This is a genomic window from Pseudomonas sp. NPDC090208 (assembly GCF_044746785.1).
In the GTDB taxonomy this organism is placed as follows: Bacteria; Pseudomonadota; Gammaproteobacteria; order Pseudomonadales; family Pseudomonadaceae; genus Aquipseudomonas.
Map to the genome: position 1 here is coordinate 363,177 of NZ_JBIVCU010000002.1, position 22,048 is coordinate 385,224.

The 22,048-nt window shown below is 61.2% G+C and carries 23 protein-coding genes; 15 read left to right on the forward strand and 8 right to left on the reverse strand.

From position 1 onward, the window contains the following. Both ACIPL0_RS04710 and ACIPL0_RS04715 read right to left on the reverse strand, forming a co-directional pair. Positions 1-459: a tripartite tricarboxylate transporter TctB family protein gene (locus ACIPL0_RS04710; protein WP_400593010.1), complete on the reverse strand. Its 459-nt coding sequence runs from the start codon at positions 457-459 to the stop codon at positions 1-3. 66 nt (positions 460-525) lie between these two features. After that, positions 526-1,464, reverse strand: coding sequence for a Bug family tripartite tricarboxylate transporter substrate binding protein (locus ACIPL0_RS04715; RefSeq protein WP_400593927.1), 939 nt, complete (start codon positions 1,462-1,464; stop codon positions 526-528). A gap of 511 nt (positions 1,465-1,975) precedes the next feature. On the opposite strand from ACIPL0_RS04715, the gene ACIPL0_RS04720 reads away from it, so the two are divergent. After that, the gene (locus tag ACIPL0_RS04720) at positions 1,976-2,647 is read left to right on the forward strand and encodes a response regulator (RefSeq protein WP_400593007.1); all 672 of its coding nucleotides are present in this window, start codon (positions 1,976-1,978) and stop codon (positions 2,645-2,647) included. Next, on the forward strand, positions 2,640-4,055 hold the full coding sequence (locus tag ACIPL0_RS04725; RefSeq protein WP_400593004.1) for a sensor histidine kinase: 1,416 nt from the start codon (positions 2,640-2,642) through the stop codon (positions 4,053-4,055). The genes ACIPL0_RS04720 and ACIPL0_RS04725 overlap by 8 nt, the downstream gene beginning before the upstream one ends. A 167-nt stretch (positions 4,056-4,222) precedes the next feature. Here the strand turns inward: ACIPL0_RS04725 and ACIPL0_RS04730 are convergent, their stop codons facing one another. Further along, positions 4,223-5,044 (reverse strand): HDOD domain-containing protein, encoded by an 822-nt coding sequence (locus tag ACIPL0_RS04730; protein ID WP_400593001.1) that lies wholly within the window; start codon positions 5,042-5,044, stop codon positions 4,223-4,225. A gap of 102 nt (positions 5,045-5,146) precedes the next feature. Further along, positions 5,147-6,088, reverse strand: a complete 942-nt coding sequence (locus ACIPL0_RS04735; RefSeq protein WP_400592999.1) for a YgfZ/GcvT domain-containing protein — start codon at positions 6,086-6,088, stop codon at positions 5,147-5,149. A gap of 146 nt (positions 6,089-6,234) precedes the next feature. Between ACIPL0_RS04735 and ACIPL0_RS04740 the strand changes: the two genes are divergently transcribed. Continuing rightward, positions 6,235-6,489 (forward strand): succinate dehydrogenase assembly factor 2, encoded by a 255-nt coding sequence (locus ACIPL0_RS04740; protein ID WP_400592996.1) that lies wholly within the window; start codon positions 6,235-6,237, stop codon positions 6,487-6,489. Next, a complete protein-coding gene (locus ACIPL0_RS04745; protein WP_400592994.1) occupies positions 6,473-6,940 on the forward strand; it encodes a protein YgfX in 468 nt (155 codons plus the stop codon). The genes ACIPL0_RS04740 and ACIPL0_RS04745 overlap by 17 nt, the downstream gene beginning before the upstream one ends. Here ACIPL0_RS04745 and nadB read toward each other — a convergent pair. Further along, a complete protein-coding gene (gene nadB, locus ACIPL0_RS04750; protein WP_400592991.1) occupies positions 6,909-8,525 on the reverse strand; it encodes an L-aspartate oxidase in 1,617 nt (538 codons plus the stop codon). The two genes, ACIPL0_RS04745 and nadB, sit on opposite strands and share 32 nt — an antisense overlap. A gap of 498 nt (positions 8,526-9,023) precedes the next feature. On the opposite strand from nadB, the gene rpoE reads away from it, so the two are divergent. The 11 genes from rpoE (at position 9,024) to pdxJ (ending at position 19,479) form a co-directional block, all read left to right on the forward strand. Further along, the gene (rpoE, locus tag ACIPL0_RS04755) at positions 9,024-9,605 is read left to right on the forward strand and encodes an RNA polymerase sigma factor RpoE (RefSeq protein ID WP_037014368.1); all 582 of its coding nucleotides are present in this window, start codon (positions 9,024-9,026) and stop codon (positions 9,603-9,605) included. A 33-nt stretch (positions 9,606-9,638) separates the two neighbouring features. Continuing rightward, positions 9,639-10,229 (forward strand): sigma-E factor negative regulatory protein, encoded by a 591-nt coding sequence (locus ACIPL0_RS04760; protein WP_400592988.1) that lies wholly within the window; start codon positions 9,639-9,641, stop codon positions 10,227-10,229. Between the two features lie 8 nt (positions 10,230-10,237). Further along, on the forward strand, positions 10,238-11,203 hold the full coding sequence (locus tag ACIPL0_RS04765; RefSeq protein ID WP_400592985.1) for a MucB/RseB C-terminal domain-containing protein: 966 nt from the start codon (positions 10,238-10,240) through the stop codon (positions 11,201-11,203). A gap of 325 nt (positions 11,204-11,528) precedes the next feature. Then, a complete protein-coding gene (locus ACIPL0_RS04770) occupies positions 11,529-12,926 on the forward strand; it encodes a DegQ family serine endoprotease (protein ID WP_400593924.1) in 1,398 nt (465 codons plus the stop codon). 169 nt (positions 12,927-13,095) lie between these two features. Beyond that, positions 13,096-14,892 (forward strand): translation elongation factor 4, encoded by a 1,797-nt coding sequence (gene lepA / locus ACIPL0_RS04775; RefSeq protein ID WP_400592982.1) that lies wholly within the window; start codon positions 13,096-13,098, stop codon positions 14,890-14,892. Positions 14,893-14,901: 9 nt separating this feature from the next. After that, the gene (gene lepB, locus ACIPL0_RS04780) at positions 14,902-15,756 is read left to right on the forward strand and encodes a signal peptidase I (RefSeq protein ID WP_400592979.1); all 855 of its coding nucleotides are present in this window, start codon (positions 14,902-14,904) and stop codon (positions 15,754-15,756) included. A 104-nt stretch (positions 15,757-15,860) separates the two neighbouring features. Beyond that, a complete protein-coding gene (locus ACIPL0_RS04785; protein WP_400593922.1) occupies positions 15,861-16,238 on the forward strand; it encodes a DUF4845 domain-containing protein in 378 nt (125 codons plus the stop codon). Further along, entirely contained in the window at positions 16,235-16,924 is a 690-nt protein-coding gene (gene rnc, locus ACIPL0_RS04790) for a ribonuclease III (protein WP_400592976.1), read from the forward strand. The genes ACIPL0_RS04785 and rnc overlap by 4 nt, the downstream gene beginning before the upstream one ends. Beyond that, positions 16,917-17,819 (forward strand): GTPase Era, encoded by a 903-nt coding sequence (gene era / locus ACIPL0_RS04795; RefSeq protein ID WP_400592973.1) that lies wholly within the window; start codon positions 16,917-16,919, stop codon positions 17,817-17,819. The genes rnc and era overlap by 8 nt, the downstream gene beginning before the upstream one ends. 178 nt (positions 17,820-17,997) lie before the next feature. Then, a complete protein-coding gene (recO, locus tag ACIPL0_RS04800) occupies positions 17,998-18,687 on the forward strand; it encodes a DNA repair protein RecO (protein ID WP_400592971.1) in 690 nt (229 codons plus the stop codon). Between the two features lie 45 nt (positions 18,688-18,732). Further along, the gene (pdxJ, locus tag ACIPL0_RS04805; RefSeq protein WP_400592968.1) at positions 18,733-19,479 is read left to right on the forward strand and encodes a pyridoxine 5'-phosphate synthase; all 747 of its coding nucleotides are present in this window, start codon (positions 18,733-18,735) and stop codon (positions 19,477-19,479) included. A gap of 136 nt (positions 19,480-19,615) precedes the next feature. On the opposite strand, the gene cmoB is transcribed toward pdxJ, so the two are convergent. The 3 genes from cmoB to ACIPL0_RS04820 form a co-directional block, all read right to left on the reverse strand. Next, complete coding sequence (gene cmoB / locus ACIPL0_RS04810) at positions 19,616-20,575, reverse strand: tRNA 5-methoxyuridine(34)/uridine 5-oxyacetic acid(34) synthase CmoB (RefSeq protein WP_400592965.1); 960 nt, start codon at positions 20,573-20,575, stop codon at positions 19,616-19,618. Next, positions 20,572-21,315: a carboxy-S-adenosyl-L-methionine synthase CmoA gene (cmoA, locus tag ACIPL0_RS04815; protein WP_400592962.1), complete on the reverse strand. Its 744-nt coding sequence runs from the start codon at positions 21,313-21,315 to the stop codon at positions 20,572-20,574. The genes cmoB and cmoA overlap by 4 nt, the downstream gene beginning before the upstream one ends. A 254-nt stretch (positions 21,316-21,569) precedes the next feature. Further along, positions 21,570-21,962: a protease inhibitor I42 family protein gene (locus tag ACIPL0_RS04820; protein ID WP_400592959.1), complete on the reverse strand. Its 393-nt coding sequence runs from the start codon at positions 21,960-21,962 to the stop codon at positions 21,570-21,572. Positions 21,963-22,048 lie beyond the last annotated feature (86 nt).

The window sequence follows — 22,048 nt, forward strand, 5'->3', positions numbered from 1 at the left end:
TCAGTTCTCCAGAACGTCGAGCAGGCCGAGGGGCAGAGGCACATCCATCACTTTGTCGAAGAGCACGTACAGACCGATGCTCATCAGCGGGATGATGATCAGGCTCGGCAGCCAGCGGCCGCCGTACAGGCGGGCCATGGGCACGCCGATCAGGATGCTGCTGAGCACGAAACCCAGCGGCTCGAACAGACCGGCGAAAACCAGCAGCAGGCCGGTGCAGACGGCGATCTTGATCAGGGTCGGACGGTCCAGCGGCGGCTCGTCTTCGGAATGCTTGATCGGTGTCGGACGAAACAGCATGTACAGCAGGGAAATCCCCATCAGCCCCAGCATCAGCAGCGGAAATGCGCGCGGGCCGACGGGCTCATAGGAGAACGGTGCCTGATAGGGCCAGGCCATCACGGCCAGGACCAGGCAGACCAACAGCAGGACAAAGGCAAAGATGCGTTGCAAAACCATGGGGAACACTCCCGGGTCACGCCGCCTTGTGCGCGGCGCGACCTCACGTCAGTCGATGGCGTTCGATCACTGGATCAGGCCGAATTCCTTGGCCAGGGTTTTGTATTCCGCCACGCGGGTCTTCACGTATTTGTCCAGCTCTTCGCCGGTCATGGCGAACGGGAACAGCTCGCGCTGGTCACGCAGCTTGGCGAAGTCTTCCGAGGCCAGCAGCTTGTCGAACGAGGCTTTCCACCAGTTGTAATCCTCGTCGCTGACTTTCGGGCCGAGGTAGAAACCGCGCACCACCGGCCAGACGATGTCGTAGCCCTGTTCCTTGGCGGTCGGGATGTTCTTCATTTCCGGCTCGTCCAGACGCTCTTCGGAGAACACCGCCAGCAGGCGCATGTCACCGCTGAGGATGTGCGGCATGGAGTCGGAGATGTCGGTGGAGCCGACCTGAATGTGGCCGCCGAGCAGCGCCGTGGCGATTTCGCCGCCGCCTTCCAGGGCCACGTAACGCAGGTCACGCGGGTTGATGCCGGCGGCCTTGGCGATCAGCGCGGTCTGCATCCAGTCCTGGCTGCCGACGGTGCCGCCGGAGCCGATCACCACTTTGCTCGGGTCGGCTTTCAACGCCTTGACCAGATCGTCGAGGCTCTTGTACGGCGAGTCGGCTTTCACCGCGATGGCGCCATAGCTGGTACCGACCGCTGCCAGCCAGCGCACGGCGTTTTCGTCGAAGCGACCGAATTTGCCCTGGGCCAGGTTCAGCAGCGAACCGCTGGACCACGCCACCAGGGTGCCGGCGTCGGCAGGACGCTGGGCGACCACGGCGTTGTAGGCCACTGCACCGACGCCGCCGGGCATGTAGGTCACGCGCATCGGTTTGCTGAGAATTTTCTCGTTGACCAGCGCGCTCTGCGCCAGTTTGCAGGTCAGGTCGAAACCGCCACCCGGCGAGGCCGGTGCGATGCATTCAGGACGGTTGGGCTCGGCGGCCCAGAGTTGAGTGGCCATCAGCATGCAGCTGGCGGCGACGCTGATACGGCGCAACGATGGATTCATGGTCCGTCTCCAGAGGAGTTGTTGTTTTTGGTGGTATTCGGGTGATCAGGCGTTCGGCTCACGGCGCCGAGGGCGCATGGCGTGACCTTTCGCAGACGTGACGAAGCACCACGCAGAAAGGCTGCGAGGTGAACACAAAACAGGGCGGGATTTGAATGGCGCGCTGGCCAGACATTGCAGTGATGACATCACCGACGACTCCGATATTGTTTTTATTGTCGAAACGCTTCGAGGCGTTTTTCGTCACGACTCGCGGGCGTTACCGGTATTGCCGGAGCGGCAACCGTAACAAGTCGTGTCCCGATCCTAATCGGCGAAGCTTTCATAAACCTTTCAACTACCTTTCATGAAGCTTTCGATGAAAGCCGATGTGCGCCGTTAGGCCGTTTTTGCCGCAGATCGGCTCTTCACAGCCGGCGATGCGCCTGTAAACTCCGCCTCCACCTAACGCCTCAATCGGGAGAAACCGATGCGTGTCCTGCTCGTCGAAGACCATCTGCAACTGGCTGAAAGCGTCGCGCTGGCGCTCAAGGGCAGTGGCCTGACCGTGGACGTCCTGCACGATGGCGTGGCCGCCGATCTGGCACTGGGCAGCGAAGAATACGCGGTGGCGATTCTCGATGTCGGCCTGCCGCGCATGGACGGTTTCGAGGTGCTGGCGAAATTGCGTGCGCGGGGCAAGAACACCCCGGTGCTGATGCTGACCGCCCGCAGCGACGTCAAGGACCGTGTCCACGGCCTGAACCTGGGCGCCGACGATTACCTGGCCAAGCCGTTCGAACTGTCGGAGCTTGAAGCCAGGGTCAAAGCCCTGCTGCGCCGCAGCGTACTCGGCGGCGAACGGCAGCAGCGTTGCGGCGTGCTGGTCTACGACCTCGACACCCGACGCTTCAACCTCGGTGAAGAGACTCTGACCCTGACCTCCCGCGAACAATCGGTGCTCGAAGCGTTGATCGCCCGGCCCGGTCGAGTGATGAGCAAGGAACAACTGGCGGCGCAGGTGTTCGGCCTGGACGAGGAGGCCAGCGCCGATGCCATCGAAATCTACGTCCATCGCCTACGCAAGAAACTCGACGGGCATCCGGTCGCCATCGTCACCTTCCGTGGCCTGGGTTACCTGCTGGAAAGCCGGGATGCTTAATCCGTTCCCCTCAGCGGAAAACAGCCTGCGCTGGCGCCTGCTGTGGAACCTAGGGTTGTTGCTGGTGGTGCTGATGGTCGCCAGCGGCATGAGCGCCTATTGGAACGGACGGGAAGCGGCTGACACGGCTTACGACCGCACCTTGCTGGCGTCGGCGCGGACCATCGCGGCCGGGTTGTCCGAGCGCGACGGCACCCTCAGTGCCGACGTGCCCTATGTGGCGCTCGACACCTTCGCCTACGACAGTGCCGGGCGCATCTACTACCAGGTCAACGACATCAACCAGAAGCTGATTTCCGGTTACGAAAACCTGCCGGCGCCGCCACCGGACACGCCGCGCACCGATGCTTACCCAGCGCTGGCCAAGTTCTACAGCGGTCGCTATCAGGGGCAGGACGTGCGGGTTGTGAGCCTGCTGCGGCCGGTCAGCGAGCCGAACATGAACGGTATCGCCGAGATCCGCGTGGCAGAAACCGAAGAGGCGCGGGTGAAAATGGCCCGAGGCCTGATGGCCGACACGCTGCTGCGGTTGGGCATGCTCGGCAGCGGCGCACTGCTGCTGGTCTGGTTCACGGTCAGTGCCGCCTTGCGTCCGCTGGACCGGCTGCGCACGGCGGTGGAAGAGCGTCAGCCGGACGACCTGCGAGCATTGCCTATGGTCGAGGTGCAGCATGAACTGCGCCCATTGGTCAGCTCGCTCAACCACTTCACCGAACGCCTGCGCCAGCAGTTCGAGCGGCAGGCGCAATTCATCGCCGATGCCGCCCACGAACTGCGCACGCCGCTGGCGGCGCTCAAGGCAAGGGTCGAACTGGGCCTGCGTGATCAGGAACCGAAGATGTGGCGCAGCACGCTGGAGAGCGCGGCGGTCGGCACCGACAAACTGACTCATCTGGCCAACCAGTTGCTGTCGCTGGCGCGCATCGAAAACGGCGCCCGAGCGATTGCCGAAGGCGGCGCCGAGCTGCTCGATCTCAGCCAACTGGCCCGCGAGCTGGGCATGGCCATGGCGCCCCTGGCCCATGCACGCGGCGTTGCCCTGGCGCTGGAAGCGGATGAGCCGGTGTGGCTGCGTGGCGAACCGACCCTGCTCAACGAATTGCTGAGCAACCTTGTGGACAACGCGCTGGCCCATACGCCGGTGGGCGGCAACGTCGTGCTGCGGGTCCACGCGCCTTGCGTGCTGGAAGTCGAAGACGACGGCCCCGGCATTCCGCTGCATGAGCGCGATAGGGTGTTCGAGCGTTTCTACCGGCGCAACCAGCAGAGCAGCGGTTCGGGGCTGGGGCTGGCGATTGTCGGCGAGATCTGCCGCGCCCATCTGGCCCGCATCACTCTGCATGACGGCGCCGAGCGCGGGCTGAAGGTCAGGGTCAGTTTTATCGCGGCGGAAGGGGAGAGCGCCTGACCGGTGCGAATCGCACTGGCCGCTTTTTGTGGGAAGGAGCCCCTGTGGGAGCGAATTCATTCGCGATACGGTATTCCAGACACCGGAAATGTGTCGACCGAAATGCCCATCGCGAATGAATTCGCTCCCACAGATAATCCCGGGCGTTACAGGAGACGGCGCACGCGTTAGTACAACAGCGTCATGGCCTCATTCATCTCGTGAATCAACTCGCCATCGGTCATCACCAGCCCAAGCTGATTGACCGCTGGAATCGCCTGCACGTCGAGGTTCGGGTACGGCGTGCCGGCCACTTCATGAACATGCACGGTCGCGACCTGCACCAGATCGATGTAATCGGCCTGTTCCGACACCCGGCTGAAGTTCTGGAATTGCCGGGGCACCTGCGCCAGCGCCTCGGGAAAATCCCAGGAACGCAGCAAGCGCTCGCCGATGATCGGGTGGATGCGCTCGATCACATGGTTGAGGCTCACCGGATCGGCCAGCAGCTCGAAGTTGTCTTCGGCGTAGGTCAGGATCGGCAGCACGCCGATCAGATGCACCAGCCCGGCCAGCGTGGCCTTGTCGGCCTTCAGGTGGCCGCGCCGGTAACTCAGCACGTTGGCCACCCCGGCGACCTGCAGGCTGAGTTTCCAGATGTCGCGCATCTTGGTTTCGATCACTTCCGACTTGGCGTGAAACATCTGCTCGACCACCAGGCCGATCGCCAGGTTGCAGCTGTAGTTCACGCCCAGACGGCGAACGGCGGTCAGCACGTCACTGACTTCGAAGTTCGGGCGCAGCAACGGGCTGTTGACCACCTTGATCAGGCGCGCCGACAACGCGGTATCGCTGCCGATGACCTTGCTCAGCGCAGCGATGGTGATCTCCGAATCCTCGGCCGCCAGACGGATCTTCATCGCCACTTCAGGCAGCGTGGGCAAGAACAGGGCGTCCTTGTCGATCGCCCTGATCAGGTCCTTCTGCACCTTGTCAGCCATGCTACTCATAGGAAATCTCTGAATACTGCAACGCGGCTATCGACCTCTGCCATGGGCAGGCAGAGGCACGGGCAATCCTGTTCAGCTGTGACCTGACGCTTCAGCGCGGGTTCAACGCTGGGTTTCAAGCTTGGCATCCAGCGTGTACGGCAGTTCGCCCAATTGCAGAGGCTGGCCTTCGGCAGACCCCAGATGAATGCGCCCGTCCTCGACGGCGTCGGCCTGCAGTACAGCCAGCAGTTCGATCCTGTCGCCTGCCTGCGCAGCCATTACCACATTGCCGGCGGAGCTGGCATGTACCGGCGAAAACAGCTCGACACCCGGTGCCGGCAGTTCATTGCCCGCCAGCGTGAGGCTGTACAGGCGACGTTTGAGTTTGCCCAGGTACTGCATGCGCGCGACGATTTCCTGCCCGGTGTAGCAGCCTTTTTTGAAGCTGACACCGCCGACCGCTTGCAGGTTGATCATCTGCGGAATGAACTCTTCGCGGGTCTGACCGAACACTTGACCGATGCCGGCACGGATCTGCCCCAGCAGCCAGTCGTTCAGCGAGCCCTGCGGCAACAGCGCGGTCAAACGATTGCGCACTTCGTCGGCCTGTTCGGCGCGAACCCACAGCTCGGCACGGGCAGGGGAGACGCGGATGGCGATCAGGCCGTCGGCACGGGCGACCGCATCGGTGTCGGGCGCCAGATTCAGGCCGAGGCTGGCCAGGGCGTCGTTACCGGCGTTGATCCCGAAGCGGACCCAGCCGGCACTTTCGTCGGTCAGTTTGGATTTGGAAAATACGGCGTATTTTTTCAGGTCCAGCAACTGCGCTTCGATCAGCTCGCTGGCCATCGCCAGCAGCACGCCGTCACCTTCCAGCAGGATGCGGAAACTCGACTGCATGCGGCCTTTCTGCGTGCAGCGGGCACCCAGCGTGGCTTTCGCCTCGCTCAGGTAATCCATGTTGCAGGTCAGTTGGCCTTGGAGAAATTTGCCGGCGTCCACGCCGCGAACGGCCAGAACACCTTCATGGGACAGGGGGCAGAAAAAAGCGGTATCGGCCATGGGTCATCGCAAGGGGGTAAAAGTCTGGGGCACCATCATAGTGCCGTGTCTCGTTTATGGGTATATGAAAACTCATGCGACTAATGCAGGTACGCCCGCGAGCGACGCGCCTGTATACTCGCCGGCAAATTTGAGGAGCGCCTCCCATGGTCGAAGAAATTGAACTCAACCGCCTCTTTTGGCACAGCCGCCGCGGCATGCTTGAGCTGGATGTGCTGCTGGTGCCGTTTGTCCGAGAAGTCTACCCGTCGCTCAACGACGTTGACCGCGAGCTGTACCGCCGCCTGCTGACCTGTGAAGACCAGGACATGTTCGTCTGGTTCATGCAGCGTGGCGAGTCGGAAGACGCCGAGCTGCAGCGCATGGTTCGCATGATTCTGGACCGTGTCCAGCCGAAGTGATCACTTCGAATGCCGTTGGCAGGCTTCCCGAGTCCTGCTGACGGCGTACCTCGGCGCCCAGGTGCTGGTGCTGATTTCGCTTTTTCTGCTCGATATTCCTTTCTGGGCCAGGCTGGTCGGCGTGCTGCTGTGCCTGTGGCATGGTTTGCGCTGCCTGCCGCAATCGATTCTGCTCAACCGGCAGACGGCCTTCACCGGCTTGCGCCGCGATCCGACAGGTTGGCAGCTATGGAGCGAGCGCGACGGCTGGCAGCCCATCCAACTGAGGCCGGACAGCGTTGCTCTGCCGAAGATGGTGATATTGCGTTTTCGCACGATCAACGGCCGCTGGCTGGATCGACTGTGGGTCAGAAGTCTGTGCGTGCCGTCCGACGCCATGGCGCCGGATCATCACCGGCGCCTGCGTCTGCGCTTGAAGTTCAGCCGGCGTAGGTGGGCGGCGCCAGAATAGTGTCCACCGCCTCGGGCAGCATGTCCGGGTAGTCCAGGGTGTAATGCAGCCCCCGACTTTCCTTGCGCGCCATGGCCGAAGCAATCATCAACTCGGCCACTTGGGCCAGATTGCGCAGCTCGATCAGGTCGCGGCTGACCTTGTAATTGCTGTAGAACTCGTCGATTTCGTCCAGCAGCAGGCGAACCCGGTGCTGCGCGCGCTGCAGACGCTTGGTGGTGCGCACGATGCCCACGTAGTCCCACATGAATCGCCGCAATTCGTCCCAGTTGTGCGCAATGATCACGTCTTCGTCCGAGTCGGTGACCTGGCTGGAGTCCCAGGCCGGCAGGTTTTTCGGCTGAGTGACGACCGGGAGTTGCGAAAGGATGTCGGCCGCAGCGGAGCGGGCATAGACGAAACATTCCAGCAGCGAGTTGCTGGCCATGCGGTTGGCGCCGTGCAGGCCGGTGAAGCTGGTTTCGCCGATGGCATACAGGCCAGGCACATCGGTGCGGCCATGCTGGTCGACCAGTACCCCGCCACAGGTGTAGTGCGCCGCCGGCACCACGGGGATTGGCTGGCGGGTGATGTCGATGCCGAATTCCAGGCAACGCTCATAAACAGTGGGGAAGTGGCTTCTGATGAAGTCTTCGGGCTTGTGGCTGATGTCCAGATAGACGCAGTCGGCGCCCAGGCGCTTCATTTCATGGTCGATGGCGCGGGCGACGATGTCCCGTGGCGCCAGCTCCGCACGCGAGTCGAAGCGCTGCATGAAGCGTTCGCCGTTGGGCAGCTTCAAATAAGCGCCTTCACCGCGCAGGGCTTCGGTGACCAGAAAGCTCTTGGCCTGTGGGTGATACAGGCAGGTCGGGTGAAACTGGTTGAATTCCAGGTTGCCGACCCGGCAGCCCGAGCGCCACGCCATGGCAATGCCATCGCCGCAGGCGCCGTCCGGGTTGCTGGTGTAGAGATAGACCTTGGCCGCACCGCCGGAGGCCAGCACGGTGAAGCGTGCGCTGTGGGTATCGACCTCGCCGGTGGCGCGGTCGAGCACGTACGCGCCAAGGCAGCGCTGGCCGTCCAGGCCCAGGCGCGGTTCGGTAATCAGATCCACCGCCACGCGCTGTTCCAGCAGCTCGATGTTCGGTCGCGCTTTGGCCTGGGCCAGCAATGTACGAAAAATCGCTGCGCCAGTGGCGTCGGCGGCGTGAATGATGCGGCGGTGGCTGTGACCGCCTTCACGGGTCAGGTGGAACTCGAATCCGCCATCGACCACGGCAGACTGGTCGTCACGGGTGAACGGCACGCCCATGTCGATCAGCCACTGAATGGCCTCGCGGCTGTGCTCGACGGTGAATCGCACGGCCTCTTCATTACATAAGCCGCCACCGGCGTTGAGGGTATCTTCGACATGAGATTGAACGGTGTCGGCGTTGTCCAGCACTGCCGCTACGCCCCCTTGGGCCCAGAACGTCGAGCCGTTGGCCAGGCCGCCCTTGCTCAGTACGGCGACGCGCAGATGGGAGGGCAGGGTGAGTGCCAGGCTCAATCCGGCGGCGCCGCTACCGATGACCAGCACGTCATGTTGAAAATGTTGGCTCATGTCAGATTCCGACTTCAAGTGGCCACTAGTATATGAAGGGGTGGACCGGCACAATGACCGGGATTTTATAGGCGTTCATGGAATCACAGCGGGGTCGGATTGTGCGCCACTCCGCAGCGTCGTGCATACCGTTTGATGGGTATTTGCGGTGAATAACACTCACTCCAATTGGATCCCACAAACACGGCGATGTGTGTCCTACGCTCTAGAATGAAATGTGGGAACTTTTCATAAAGCACCACGTTCAATAGAGGGTTGCCGATAAAGGGACAGCGTCGGCGCTGTGTGACGGCTGTTCCAAAGCCTGAGCAAGCGCTTTCGACGACAAGATTATTCACGCAGCCGACCTGGTTCGAGCTGCGTTTTTCGTGCGGGCCACCGACGCTCGCCGGAAACTTGCTTGAAGGGGGGAGAACTTTTGCGAAAAGCCCGAGTCTATGTTTGCAAGCCTGCAAAGCAGCCTCTGCGACGCTCCTTTCAGCTCTATGAGGAGTGTTCATGCTAACCCAGGAAGAGGATCAGCAACTGGTCGAACGCGTACAGCGCGGCGACAAGCGAGCCTTTGATCTGCTAGTGGTGAAATATCAGCACAAGATTCTTGGGTTGATCGTGCGATTCGTCCACGACACCCATGAAGCCCAGGATGTTGCGCAAGAGGCTTTTATCAAGGCTTACCGTGCACTTGGAAACTTCCGCGGCGACAGTGCGTTTTATACGTGGCTGTACCGCATCGCCATCAATACGGCGAAAAACTATCTGGTGTCGCGAGGTCGGCGACCGCCGGACAGCGATGTCAGATCTGAAGACGCGGAGTTCTACGACGGCGATCATGGCCTCAAGGACATCGAGTCGCCGGAACGTGCATTGTTGAGGGATGAGATCGAAGGCACCGTCCATCGAACCATTCAGCTACTGCCAGAAGATTTGCGTACAGCTCTAACTTTGCGTGAGTTCGACGGTCTGAGTTACGAGGACATTGCCAGCGTCATGCAGTGTCCGGTGGGTACCGTGCGCTCTCGCATTTTCCGCGCTCGGGAAGCCATTGATAAAGCCCTGCAGCCTTTGTTGCAGGAAACCTGAGACAGCGGCGACAGCCATATGAGAGGAACCGCCATGAGTCGTGAAGCCCTGCAGGAATCGCTGTCCGCGGTGATGGATAACGAAGCGGACGAATTGGAATTACGTCGGGTGCTCAACGCAATCGACGATGCGGAAACACGTGCCACATGGTCGCGTTACCAGATCGCTCGTGCAGCCATGCACAAGGAATTGCTGATGCCGCATCTGGACATCTCGGCTGCCGTATCTGCGGCGATCGCCGACGAAGTCAGCCCGCTCAAGGCCGGTCGCGGTCCTTGGCGCACGCTGGGTCGTCTGGCCGTTGCCGCCTCGGTGACCGTCGCCGTGCTGGCAGGTGTCCGTCTCTACAACCAGGACGAGATCGCCGGTGCCCAGTTGGCGCAGCAGTCGGCTCAGCCTGCTAACATTGCCGTGCCTCAGGTAAAAGGCCCGGCGGTACTGGCCGGTTACACCGAAGGCGAGCAGGCACCAGGCCCTATGGCCAGTGGTGTGCTGCAGAACCAGGCCGGCTGGCACGATCAGCGTCTGCCAGGCTACCTGCGTCAACATGCTCAACAAGCTGCGTTGAAAGGCACTGAAAGCGCGCTGCCATACGCCCGCGCCGCCAGCCTGGAAAACCGTTAAGGAGGATCATGCGCGCCATTCCACTATTGCCGCTTCTGCTGGGTGGATGGCTGGTCCTTCCAGCTCACGCCGATGATGCGCAAGACCAGCTCAAGCGTCTTGCGCAGGCAGAGCAGCAGCAGAGTTTCCAAGGCACCTTCGTTTACGAGCGCAATGGAAGCTTTTCCACTCACCGGATCTGGCATCGCGTTGCCGACGGCAAGGTCCGTGAACATCTCCTTCAACTGGATGGTTCCGCTCAGGAAGTGCTGCGCGTCGACGGGGTGACCCAATGCGTCAGCGGTACCCTGGTGGCGGGCGTTTCGAACATCCCCGATTCCCCGGCCCATGCCTTCGATGCCGCCAAGCTGGCGTCATGGTATGACATGAAGGTCGCCGGTGAGTCGCGCGTGGCCGGAAGGCCAGCAGTGGTCGTGACCCTGACGCCTCGCGATCAGCACCGTTACGGCATCGAACTGCACCTGGACAGCGAAACCGGCTTGCCGCTCAAATCCCTGTTGCTCAGCGACAAGGGGCAGTTGCTTGAGCGCTTCCAGTTCACCGAGCTTAACACCGCCGATCAGCCGACCGATCAGATGCTGCAGCCCAGCAACGATTGCAAGCCGGTCGAAGTGGTCAAGGCCAAGCCTGATGCGCAGAAGCCGCCGGTTGCCTGGCACTCTGACTGGCTGCCGCCGGGCTTTGAGCTGAGCAGTGCGGCTGCACGCAAGGATCCTGACTCCAAGGCGCTGGTGACCAGCTTGATGTATGACGACGGTCTGGCCCGCTTCTCCGTGTTCATCGAACCGGTCAGTGGTGCGGCGGTGACCGACATTCGTACGCAACTGGGCCCTACTGTTGCCGTTTCCCGCCGGCTGACGACGCCCAAGGGCGATGCCATGGTGACGGTCGTTGGCGAGATTCCGATCGGCACCGCCGAGCGTGTTGCCTTGTCGATGCGTAACGATACGGCTGCTGCCTCAACCAAGAAGTAATCCGACAGAACCGCTGAATGCCCACTATGAAAAAGGTTTCATATTGGGCATTTCACGCCGCCAGCCTCGCAATTGCTGGCCTCTGAAGAGACGCTGAAATGTTTGGTGAGCTTTGCGGGTTGCAAACAAACCGGTTTTTTTCTATAGGTCACAGCTTCGCAGCTCTGGCCTTTGTTGTTTCAGGGTTTGAAAACCTGGTTCAGAGTGTGCCGCAGGCCGCTGCGGCACGTAGATGCTCCTCGAACCCCCGGGTTCGTACCGCTTAACCATGCTCGTTATGAACGGGAGCCGTATGTCGATACCTCGCTTGAAAACTTATCTGTCCATGATGGCCGCCGTGCTGATGCTCGGTCAGGTCATCACTGCGCAGGCCGAAGCCTTGCCGGACTTCACCACCCTGGTCGAGCAAGCCTCGCCGGCCGTGGTCAACATCAGTACCCGCCAGAAGCTGCCGGATCGCTCGGTCGCTCAGGGGCAGATGCCGGATCTGGAAGGCCTGCCGCCGATGCTGCGCGAGTTCCTTGAGCGCAGCATGCCGCCAGGGTCGCGTGCGCCGGGCAAGGGTGATCGCCAGCGCGAAGCGCAGTCGCTGGGTTCGGGCTTCATCATCTCCGCCGACGGCTACATTCTGACCAACAACCATGTCATCGACGGTGCCGACGAAATTCTCGTGCGCCTGTCTGACCGCAGTGAAATGAAGGCCAAGCTGATCGGCACTGACCCGCGTACCGACGTGGCGGTCCTGAAGATCGACGGCAAAGACCTGCCAACCGTCAAACTGGGCAACTCCGACAAGCTGAAAGTCGGCGAATGGGTACTGGCCATCGGCTCGCCGTTCGGCTTCGACCATTCGGTGACCAAAGGCATCGTCAGTGCCAAGGGGCGCAGCCTGCCGAACGACACCTATGTGCCGTTCATCCAGACCGACGTGGCGATCAACCCGGGCAACTCCGGTGGTCCGCTGTTCAACATGTCCGGTGAAGTCGTGGGCATCAACTCGCAGATCTTCACCCGTTCGGGCGGTTTCATGGGCTTGTCGTTCGCGATTCCGATCGACGTCGCCATGGATGTCGCCAATCAGCTCAAGACCAACGGCAAGGTCAACCGTGGCTGGCTGGGTGTGGTGATTCAGGAAGTGAACAAGGACCTGGCCGAATCGTTCGGTCTGGATAAACCGGCCGGCGCACTGGTCGCTCAGGTCCTTGAAAACGGCCCGGCAGCCAAGGGCGGCCTGCAGGTTGGCGACGTGATTCTCAGCGCCAATGGCACGCCAATCGTGATGTCCGCCGACTTGCCGCACCTGATCGGCAACCTCAAGGACGGCAGCAAGGCCGAGCTTGAAGTGATTCGCGACGGCAAGCGCCAGAAGCTGACCGTGACGGTCGGCGCATTGCCTGCCGAAGGCGAGGAGATGGGCGCTGCGGATTCGAGCGTCGAGCGCAACAGCAACCGTCTGGGCGTGACCGTCACCGACCTGACCGCCGAGCAGCAGAAGTCGCTCGACCTCAAAGGTGGCGTGGTCATCAAGGACGTGCAGGACGGCCCGGCGGAGTTGATCGGTCTGCAGGCGGGTGATGTCATCACTCACCTGAACAACCAGGCCATCAGTTCGGCCAAGCAGTTCACCGAGGTGGCCAAAGGCCTGCCGAAGAACCGCACGGTGTCGATGCGGGTCCTGCGTCAGGGACGTGCGACGTTCATCACCTTCAAACTGGCCGAATAATCAGCCGGAAGCAGAAAAAGGAGCGGGATCACCGCTCCTTTTTTTGTGCCTGGGGACGAGAGGGTGTCCAGCGGCTTGGGCGAACGTGACGCTCCAGCCTTCCTTCAGGTACAATCCCCGGCTATTTTCGGCGGGCAGCCTGCCTGCAATATTTTTTGAGTGTTGATCCGTGAGTGATTTGAGTCATATCCGCAATTTCTCCATCATCGCCCACATTGACCATGGCAAGTCGACGCTGGCTGACCGTTTCATCCAGATGTGCGGCGGCCTGTCCGAGCGCGAAATGGAAGCCCAGGTACTGGACTCCATGGATCTGGAGCGTGAACGCGGGATCACGATCAAGGCCCACAGCGTCACCCTTCATTACAAGGCGAAGGACGGCAAGACCTATCAGCTGAACTTCATTGATACCCCCGGCCACGTTGACTTCACCTATGAAGTCAGCCGCTCCCTGGCAGCCTGCGAAGGCGCGCTGCTGGTGGTTGATGCCGGTCAGGGCGTTGAAGCACAGTCCGTCGCCAACTGCTACACCGCCATCGAACAGGGCCTGGAAGTCATGCCGGTCCTGAACAAGATGGACCTGCCTCAGGCCGAGCCCGAGCGCGTAAAAGACGAAATCGAGAAGATCATCGGTATCGATGCCACCGACGCCGTGGCGTGCAGCGCCAAGAGCGGCATGGGCGTCGACGAAGTGCTGGAGCGTCTGGTGCAGACCATCCCTGCGCCGACCGGCAACATCGAAGACCCGCTGCAGGCACTGATCATCGACTCCTGGTTCGACAACTACCTGGGCGTTGTCTCCCTGGTGCGCGTGCGTCATGGCCGCGTCAAGAAGGGCGACAAGATCCTGGTCAAGTCCACCGGCAAGATCCACCTGGTCGACAGCGTCGGTGTATTCACACCGAAGCACACCGCCACTGCTGACCTGAAAGCCGGTGAAGTAGGCTTCATCATCGCCGGTATCAAGGACATTCACGGTGCGCCGGTGGGTGACACCCTGACCTTGAGCACGACGCCGGACGTTGAAGTGCTGCCGGGTTTCAAACGTATCCAGCCGCAGGTTTACGCCGGCCTGTTCCCGGTCAGCTCCGATGACTTCGAAGATTTCCGCGATGCGCTGCAAAAGCTCACGCTGAACGACTCGTCGCTGCAATACCTGCCGGAAAGCTCCGACGCACTGGGCTTCGGCTTCCGTTGCGGCTTCCTCGGCATGCTGCACATGGAGATCATCCAGGAGCGCCTGGAGCGCGAATACGACCTGGACCTGATCACCACCGCGCCGACGGTAATCTTCGAGCTGCTGCTCAAGACCGGTGAAACCATTTACGTCGACAACCCGTCGAAGCTGCCGGACCTGTCCGCCATCGAAGACATGCGCGAGCCGATCGTGCGGGCGAACATCCTTGTGCCTCAAGAGCACCTGGGTAACGTCATTACGCTGTGTATCGACAAGCGTGGCGTTCAGCGCGACATGCAGTTCCTCGGCAGCCAGGTCCAGGTGAGCTATGACCTGCCAATGAACGAAGTGGTACTGGACTTCTTCGACCGTCTGAAGTCCACCAGTCGCGGTTACGCGTCGCTGGACTATCATTTCGATCGTTATCAGTCGGCGAATCTGGTGAAGCTGGACGTGCTGATCAACGGTGACAAGGTCGATGCCCTGGCGCTGATCGTGCACCGTGATAACGCCGCCTACAAAGGCCGCGCGTTGACAGAGAAAATGAAAGAACTGATTCCTCGTCAGATGTTCGACGTGGCAATCCAGGCTGCCATCGGCGGTCAGATTATCGCGCGTACAACCGTCAAGGCGCTCAGAAAGAACGTACTGGCCAAGTGTTACGGTGGTGACGTGAGCCGTAAGAAAAAACTGCTTGAAAAGCAGAAGGCCGGTAAGAAACGCATGAAGCAGGTCGGCAACGTGGAAATTCCACAAGACGCCTTCCTTGCAGTGCTCAGGTTGGAATAAACAGGCCCTATGTCACTAAATTTCCCGCTGTTGTTGGTCATCGCCGTGTTTGTCTGCGGCGTGCTGGCGTTGTTCGACCTGGTCATTCTGGCGCCGCGTCGGCGCACGGCGATCGCCAATTATCAGGGCAGCGTCAGCCAGCCGGATGTTGCGGTCGTCGAGCAGTTGAACAAGGAACCGCTGCTGGTTGAATACGGCAAGTCGTTCTTTCCGGTGCTGTTCATCGTGCTGGTGCTGCGGTCCTTTCTGGTCGAGCCGTTCCAGATTCCGTCCGGTTCGATGAAGCCGACCCTGGACGTGGGCGATTTCATTCTGGTCAACAAGTTCTCCTACGGCATCCGTCTGCCGGTGATCGACACCAAGGTCATCCCGGTCGGTGATCCGCAGCGGGGCGATGTGATGGTGTTCCGCTATCCGAGTGACCCGAACGTCAACTACATCAAGCGTGTAGTGGGCCTGCCGGGTGACAACGTGCGTTACACCAACGACAAGCAGCTGTACGTCAACGGCCAGCTGGTCGCCAAACAGCTGATCGGCTCCGAGCCGGGCACGCTGGGCAGCGCCGAGCTGTACATCGAGAAGCTGGGTGAGGTGGAGCACCAGATCCGTCAGGAAATGAGCCGCTACCGCGCACCGCCGGACCACGAATGGACCGTGCCGGCCGGGCACTACTTCATGCTCGGCGACAACCGCGACAACTCCAACGACAGCCGTTACTGGGATGACCCCAATATTCCCAAGGACGAGCTGGGCATGGTTCCCGACAAGAACATTGTCGGCAAGGCCTTTGCCGTATGGATGAGCTGGCCTGAGCCGAAGCTCAGCCACCTGCCGAACTTCTCGCGGGTCGGCTTGATCAAGTAACCGCTGCGGCGCTGTCTCAAGACAGCGCCGTATGTCATTTCGGCGGGCTATGCTGCAACGTTCAGGCGGTATGCAGCGGGAAAGGACTATTCTTGATGGCGCACATGACATCTGCCGGTTCGCAAAAAGGCTTGTCGTTCATTGGCTGGCTGGTTTTGCTGGCTGTTCTGGCTTTTGCCGCGAGCACGGCCGCCAAGGTGGTGCCGCATTACCTCGATTACATGTCGATGAAGAAAATCATCGAAGCAGCCGGAACCGACAAGGCCGCGGAAATCAACAACAGCAGTGAGTTCCTCGACTACGTTGCCAAGGGCATGCAGGTCAATAACATTCGGGATTTGGATTTGAACAAGGCGTTAAGTGTGACGACGGAGAACAACAGGTTCCTCGCCCATTTGAAATATGAAAAACGTGAACCGCTGATCCAGAACATCGATCTGGTGGTCAAGTTCGATCACGAATTCAGCGTGGTCAAACCGTGAGCATGTCATTGAGTCGTCTGGAGCGTCAGCTCGGTTATACCTTCAAGAATCAGGAACTGATGGTGCTGGCTCTGACCCACCGCAGTTTCGCCGGACGCAACAACGAGCGTCTGGAGTTTCTCGGTGATGCCATTCTCAACTTCGTGGCCGGCGAGGCGCTGTTCGAGCGTTTCCCTCAGGCCCGCGAAGGTCAGTTGTCGCGTCTGCGCGCCCGTCTGGTCAAGGGTGAAACTCTGGCCCTGCTGGCCCGCGGCTTCGATCTGGGCGAGTACCTGCGCCTGGGGTCGGGGGAGCTGAAAAGTGGCGGTTTCCGCCGCGAATCGATCCTCGCCGACGCGCTGGAAGCCCTGATCGGCGCGATCTATCTGGACTCCTCCATGGAAACCGCGCGCGATCGCGTGTTGTCCTGGCTGGCCAGCGAGTTCGACAGCCTGACGCTGGTGGACACCAACAAGGACCCGAAAACCCGTCTGCAGGAGTTTCTGCAGTCCCGGGCCTGTGACCTGCCACGCTACGAAGTGGTGGACATTCAGGGCGAGCCGCATTGTCGAACCTTTTTCGTCGAATGCGAAGTCACCCTATTGAACGAAAAAAGCCGGGGACAAGGCGTCAGCCGACGGATTGCCGAACAGGTAGCCGCCGCTTCAGCCCTTATCGCCCTTGGTGTGGAGAACGGCAATGACTGATTCAACTGCAACACGCTGTGGCTATGTCGCCATTGTCGGCCGGCCAAACGTGGGCAAGTCGACGCTGCTGAACCACATCCTCGGCCAGAAACTGGCGATCACCTCGCGCAAGCCGCAGACCACTCGCCACAACATGCTCGGCATCAAGACCGAAGGTGATGTGCAGGCGATCTACGTCGACACCCCGGGCATGCACAAGGGCAGCGACAAGGCACTGAACCGTTACATGAACAAGACCGCTTCGGCGGCGTTGAAAGACGTCGACGTGGTGATCTTCGTAGTGGACCGCACCAAGTGGACCGACGAAGACCAGATGGTGCTGGAGCGCGTGCAGTACGTGACCGGCCCGCTGATCGTCGCCCTGAACAAGACCGACCGCATCGAAGACAAGACCGAGCTGATGCCGCACCTGTCCTGGCTGCAGGAACAGCTGCCGAACGCGCAGATCATTCCGATTTCGGCTCAGCAGGGGCATAACCTCGATGCGCTGGAAAAAGTGATCGCCAACGAACTGCCGGAAAACGATCATTTCTTCCCCGAAGACCAGATCACCGACCGCAGCAGCCGCTTCCTGGCCGCCGAGTTGGTTCGCGAGAAGATCATGCGTCAACTCGGCGCAGAGCTGCCGTACCAGATCACCGTCGAGATCGAAGAGTTCAAGCAGCAAGGCAAGACCCTGCACATCCACGCGCTGATCCTGGTCGAGCGCGACGGCCAGAAGAAAATCATCATTGGCGACAAGGGCGAGCGCATCAAGCGCATCGGCTCCGACGCGCGGCGTGACATGGAAGTGCTGTTCGACTCCAAAGTCATGCTCAACTTGTGGGTCAAGGTCAAGGGTGGCTGGTCCGACGACGAGCGCGCGCTGCGTTCGCTGGGTTACGGCGACCTGTAAGGATCCGTTCGTACCACCGTTTTCTGGTACAGGCGCCAAATATTGTGGGAGCGAATTCATTCGCGAGAGGCCGGTTCAGTCGATATGGATATGTCGTCTGGAATGGCGCATCGCGAATGAATTCGCTCCCACAGTGATATCAGGCAGACCTGACATCTGTTTCGGTCATTGAGAATCCATGTCCCAGAACCCTCCCGCCGGCCAGTTTGCCTACGTGCTGCACAGCCGGCCCTACCGCGAAAACAGCGCTTTGGTGGATTTCCTCACGCCGCAAGGTCGCTTGCGCGCGGTGCTGCGCAGTGCCAAGGGCAAGGCCGGGTCGCTGGCGCGGCCGTTCGTGCCGCTGGACGTGGAGTTTCGCGGACGTGGCGAGCTGAAGAATGTCGGGCGCATGGAAGGTGCGGGCCTGGCGGTCTGGCTGGAAGGCGAGGCGCTGTTCAGTGGCCTCTATCTCAACGAACTGCTGATCCGCCTGCTGCCGGCCGAGGACCCGAACACCGTGGTGTTCGAGCAATATGCGGCGACCCTGCTGGCGCTGGCCGAAGGGCGTCCTCTGGAGCCGCTGTTGCGTGCGTTCGAGTGGCGCCTGCTGGACGAGCTGGGTTACGGTTTCGCCCTCGACATGGACATCAATGGCGAGCCGCTGGCCGCGGACGGCATGTATCGTCTGCTGGTGGACGCCGGGCTCGAGCGGGTGTATCTGTTGCAGCCCGGATTGTTTCAGGGCGCCGAATTGCTGGCCATGGCCGAAGCCGACTGGAGTGCGCCAGGCGCCTTGTCGGCTGCCAAGCGTCTGATGCGTCAGGCGCTGGCCGTGCATCTGGGAGGCCGCCCCTTGGTGAGCCGGGAATTGTTTCGCAAGCCTTAGCCACGGTCGTCGAGGCCTGGCAGATCAAGTTTTCAGGAGAACAAAGTGACCCAAAGCACCCGCATTCTGCTTGGCGTGAACATCGACCACGTCGCGACCCTGCGTCAGGCCCGTGGCACCCGCTATCCCGACCCGGTGAAAGCCGCGCTGGACGCCGAAGAGGCGGGCGCCGACGGCATCACCGTGCACCTGCGTGAAGACCGTCGGCACATTCAGGAGCGCGATGTGCTGCTGCTCAAGGACGTGCTGCAGACCCGCATGAACTTTGAAATGGGCGTCACCGAAGAGATGATGGCGTTTGCCGAACGCATTCGTCCGGCGCACATCTGTCTGGTTCCGGAAACCCGTCAGGAGCTGACCACCGAAGGCGGTCTGGATGTCGCCGGCCAGGAAGCGCGGATCAGGGCCGCCGTGGAACGCCTGTCGGCCATTGGCAGCGAAGTGTCGCTGTTCATCGACGCCGACGAGCGCCAGATCGAAGCGTCGGCTCGGGTCGGCGCGCCGGCCATCGAGTTGCACACTGGCCGTTACGCCGATGCCGAAACGCCGAGCGATGTGGCGGAAGAGTTGAAGCGGATTGCCGACGGTGTCGCGTTCGGTCTGGGCCAAGGCCTGATCGTCAACGCCGGTCACGGTTTGCACTATCACAACGTCGAAGCGGTGGCAGCGATCAAGGGCATCAACGAGCTGAACATCGGTCACGCGCTGGTGGCCCATGCGCTGTTCGTCGGCTTCAAGTCGGCGGTGGCGGAGATGAAGGCACTGATTCTGGCGGCGGCTGCCAAGGCTTGATTCACGACTGCAACCGATTCATCTGTGGGAGCGAATTCATTCGCGAAGCGGCATTCCAGACGATATATCCATATCGGCTGAACCGGCCTCTCGCGAATGAATTCGCTCCCACAGTGTTTTTCGGTGTTGCAGAGTGTCAGGCCTTGCGCCCGACAATCACCGCGCGGCGTGGCGCCGGCAGGCCTTCCACGGTTTTGCTGTGGTCGTTCGGGTCGAGGAAGTCGCTCAGCGACTGATAGCGCATCCAGTCGGTGCTGCGCTGTTCTTCCACCGTCGTCGTGCTGACATCGACACAGCGCACGTCGACGAAACCGGCACGACGCAGCCACAGCTCCAGCGCCGGCACCGACGGCAGAAACCACACGTTGCGCATCTGCGAGTAACGGTCTTCCGGCACCAGCACCTGGTGCACGTCGCCTTCCACCACCATGGTTTCCAGCACCAGTTCGCCGCCTTTGACCAGGCAGTCCTTCAGCGCCAGCAAGTGATCGATCGGCGACTTGCGGTGATACAGCACGCCCATGGAAAACACCGTGTCGAAGCCTTCCAGCCGTGCCGGCAGGTCTTCCAGGGCGAACGGCAGGTGCCACGCCGGCAGATCCGGCAGGTAACGTTGCATGGCCTGGAACTGGCAGAAGAACAGCCAGTTCGGGTCGACGCCGATCACGCTGTCGGCCCCGGCACCGAGCATGCGCCACTGGTAATAGCCGTTGCCGCAGCCGACATCCAGCACGCGTTTGCCTTTGAGGTCCAGATGCGGCGAGACCCGCGACCATTTCCAGTCCGAGCGCCATTCGGTGTCGACGTGTACGCCGAACACATCGAACGGGCCCTTGCGCCATGGCGACAGGCCCATCAGGGCTTTGTGTACCTGCGCGCGGGTGGCGTCGTCGCAATCGGTATCGATGGCGAAGCGCTCGACCAGCTCGACCTGGCTGGGCAGCAGATCCGGCAAGGCATTGAGCGCACCCTGCCAGCGTTCCAGGTCGCCATGACCTTTTTCCATCTTGGCATCGAGTTGCGCTTGCAGGCCCTGGGCCCAGGTGTACAGAGGAGTGCCCGCCAGACGGCGGACCAGTGGAGCGAGATCGATCATGGCAGGGCAATCAGCGAAGAGAAGTTAAGGCACTGGAACCACAGCACGACTTTGGAAAACCCGGCGGCCAGCAGGCGTTCGCGGTGTTCTTCCAGGCTGTCGGGTTTCATCACGTTTTCGATGGCGCTGCGCTTCTGGGCGATTTCCAGTTCGCTGTAGCCATTGGCGCGCTTGAACGCCACGTGCAGGTCGGTGAGCAGGGCGTGCTCGGCGTCGTCGTTGAAGCGCAGCTTTTCCGAAAGGATCAGCGCCCCGCCGGGCAGCAGCGACTGGCGGATCTTGCCGAGCAGTTCGAGCCGCTGTGCCGGGGCGATGAATTGCAGGGTGAAGTTCATCGCCACCACCGAGGCCGGCTGAAAGTCGAGGGCGAGGATGTCGCCTTCGATGACTTCGGCCGGCAACAGCTCCTGGAACATCGAGTCCTGGGCGTTGAGGTATTCCCGGCAACGCTCGACCATGGCAGCGGAGTTGTCCACGGCGATCACTTTGCAGTCATCGGTACGCACGTGCCGACGCAGGGACTGGGTCACCGCGCCGAGGGAGCTGCCCAGGTCGTACAGCACGCTGTGGGGCTGGGCGAACTGCGCGGCGAGCACGCCAAGGTTCTCGACGATGGTCGGATAGCCGGGCACCGAGCGCTTGATCATGTCAGGGAACACCCGCACCACGTCCTCGTTGAAGGCGAAGTCGGGCACCTGGGCCAGTGGCTGGGCGAATAGGCGATCGGGTTCTTGGCTCACGGCAGTTCCGGTGGATGAGGCGAAAAGTGCGGCATTTTAGCCAATTGAGCGGGGATGTAGAAAGCTAATCTGCTTGAACGGCACGGATCTCCTGTAGAAGCTGGCTTGTCCTGCGAGCGGCTGCGAAGCAGTCGTAAAACCATACGCATTGGTTGTGTCAGGTGCGCCGCGTGCACAGGTTTTACGACGACTGCGTCGCCGCTCGCAGGGCAAGCCAGCTCCTACACATACGCCAGCGCCTGCAGAGTGACTGGTCACTTCACAGTGATGACGCAATCGAAGGTCTTTTCGGGCCGTACTTCCGGTGCCCAGGGTTGTTGATAGACCAGGGTCAGGCGACCGGAACCGGCGGCGGTGGCTTTGTAGCGCCATACCGACTGTCCGGCGGTGCCGACCAGGCCAGCGTCTTCGGCCGAGTTGAACACTTCCGGCCCCAGGCTGGTGAGGATCGCCGGTGCCGGGTTCTGCTTCAGCCAGCGATGCCCGGTGGTGGGGTTGCTGGGCAGCATCAGCATCAGGGTCTGGCCGGTGTTGAGGGTGATCGGGCAGTCCTGCTGGTTTTCCAGGGTGACGATCTGTTTTGGCGTCTGGGCGCAAGCGGCCAGCAGGGCAAGGCTTGCAGGGACGAGCAGGCGGGCAGGGGTCATGAAGGCTCCGGTCTGGGCAACGTTGGCCGAGCATAACCGAAGATGATGAAGCTGGGAGTGCTGTAGGAGTGAGCTTGCTCGCGATT

Excerpts from the sequence above, each read along its gene's own strand:
- ACIPL0_RS04710 (WP_400593010.1), bottom strand. The coding sequence starts at position 459 with ATGGTTTTGCAACGCATCTTTGCCTTTGTCCTGCTGTTGGTCTGCCTG.
- nadB (WP_400592991.1), bottom strand. The coding sequence starts at position 8,525 with ATGAGCCAACATTTTCAACATGACGTGCTGGTCATCGGTAGCGGCGCC.
- ACIPL0_RS04720 (WP_400593007.1), top strand. The coding sequence starts at position 1,976 with ATGCGTGTCCTGCTCGTCGAAGACCATCTGCAACTGGCTGAAAGCGTC.
- era (WP_400592973.1), top strand. The coding sequence starts at position 16,917 with ATGACTGATTCAACTGCAACACGCTGTGGCTATGTCGCCATTGTCGGC.
- ACIPL0_RS04820 (WP_400592959.1), bottom strand. The coding sequence starts at position 21,962 with ATGACCCCTGCCCGCCTGCTCGTCCCTGCAAGCCTTGCCCTGCTGGCC.
- ACIPL0_RS04725 (WP_400593004.1), top strand. The coding sequence starts at position 2,640 with ATGCTTAATCCGTTCCCCTCAGCGGAAAACAGCCTGCGCTGGCGCCTG.
- ACIPL0_RS04760 (WP_400592988.1), top strand. The coding sequence starts at position 9,639 with ATGAGTCGTGAAGCCCTGCAGGAATCGCTGTCCGCGGTGATGGATAAC.
- ACIPL0_RS04740 (WP_400592996.1), top strand. The coding sequence starts at position 6,235 with ATGGTCGAAGAAATTGAACTCAACCGCCTCTTTTGGCACAGCCGCCGC.
- ACIPL0_RS04735 (WP_400592999.1), bottom strand. The coding sequence starts at position 6,088 with ATGGCCGATACCGCTTTTTTCTGCCCCCTGTCCCATGAAGGTGTTCTG.
- ACIPL0_RS04730 (WP_400593001.1), bottom strand. The coding sequence starts at position 5,044 with ATGAGTAGCATGGCTGACAAGGTGCAGAAGGACCTGATCAGGGCGATC.
- ACIPL0_RS04785 (WP_400593922.1), top strand. The coding sequence starts at position 15,861 with ATGACATCTGCCGGTTCGCAAAAAGGCTTGTCGTTCATTGGCTGGCTG.
- ACIPL0_RS04715 (WP_400593927.1), bottom strand. The coding sequence starts at position 1,464 with ATGCTGATGGCCACTCAACTCTGGGCCGCCGAGCCCAACCGTCCTGAA.
- lepB (WP_400592979.1), top strand. The coding sequence starts at position 14,902 with ATGTCACTAAATTTCCCGCTGTTGTTGGTCATCGCCGTGTTTGTCTGC.
- cmoB (WP_400592965.1), bottom strand. The coding sequence starts at position 20,575 with ATGATCGATCTCGCTCCACTGGTCCGCCGTCTGGCGGGCACTCCTCTG.
- rpoE (WP_037014368.1), top strand. The coding sequence starts at position 9,024 with ATGCTAACCCAGGAAGAGGATCAGCAACTGGTCGAACGCGTACAGCGC.
- ACIPL0_RS04765 (WP_400592985.1), top strand. The coding sequence starts at position 10,238 with ATGCGCGCCATTCCACTATTGCCGCTTCTGCTGGGTGGATGGCTGGTC.
- ACIPL0_RS04770 (WP_400593924.1), top strand. The coding sequence starts at position 11,529 with ATGATGGCCGCCGTGCTGATGCTCGGTCAGGTCATCACTGCGCAGGCC.
- recO (WP_400592971.1), top strand. The coding sequence starts at position 17,998 with ATGTCCCAGAACCCTCCCGCCGGCCAGTTTGCCTACGTGCTGCACAGC.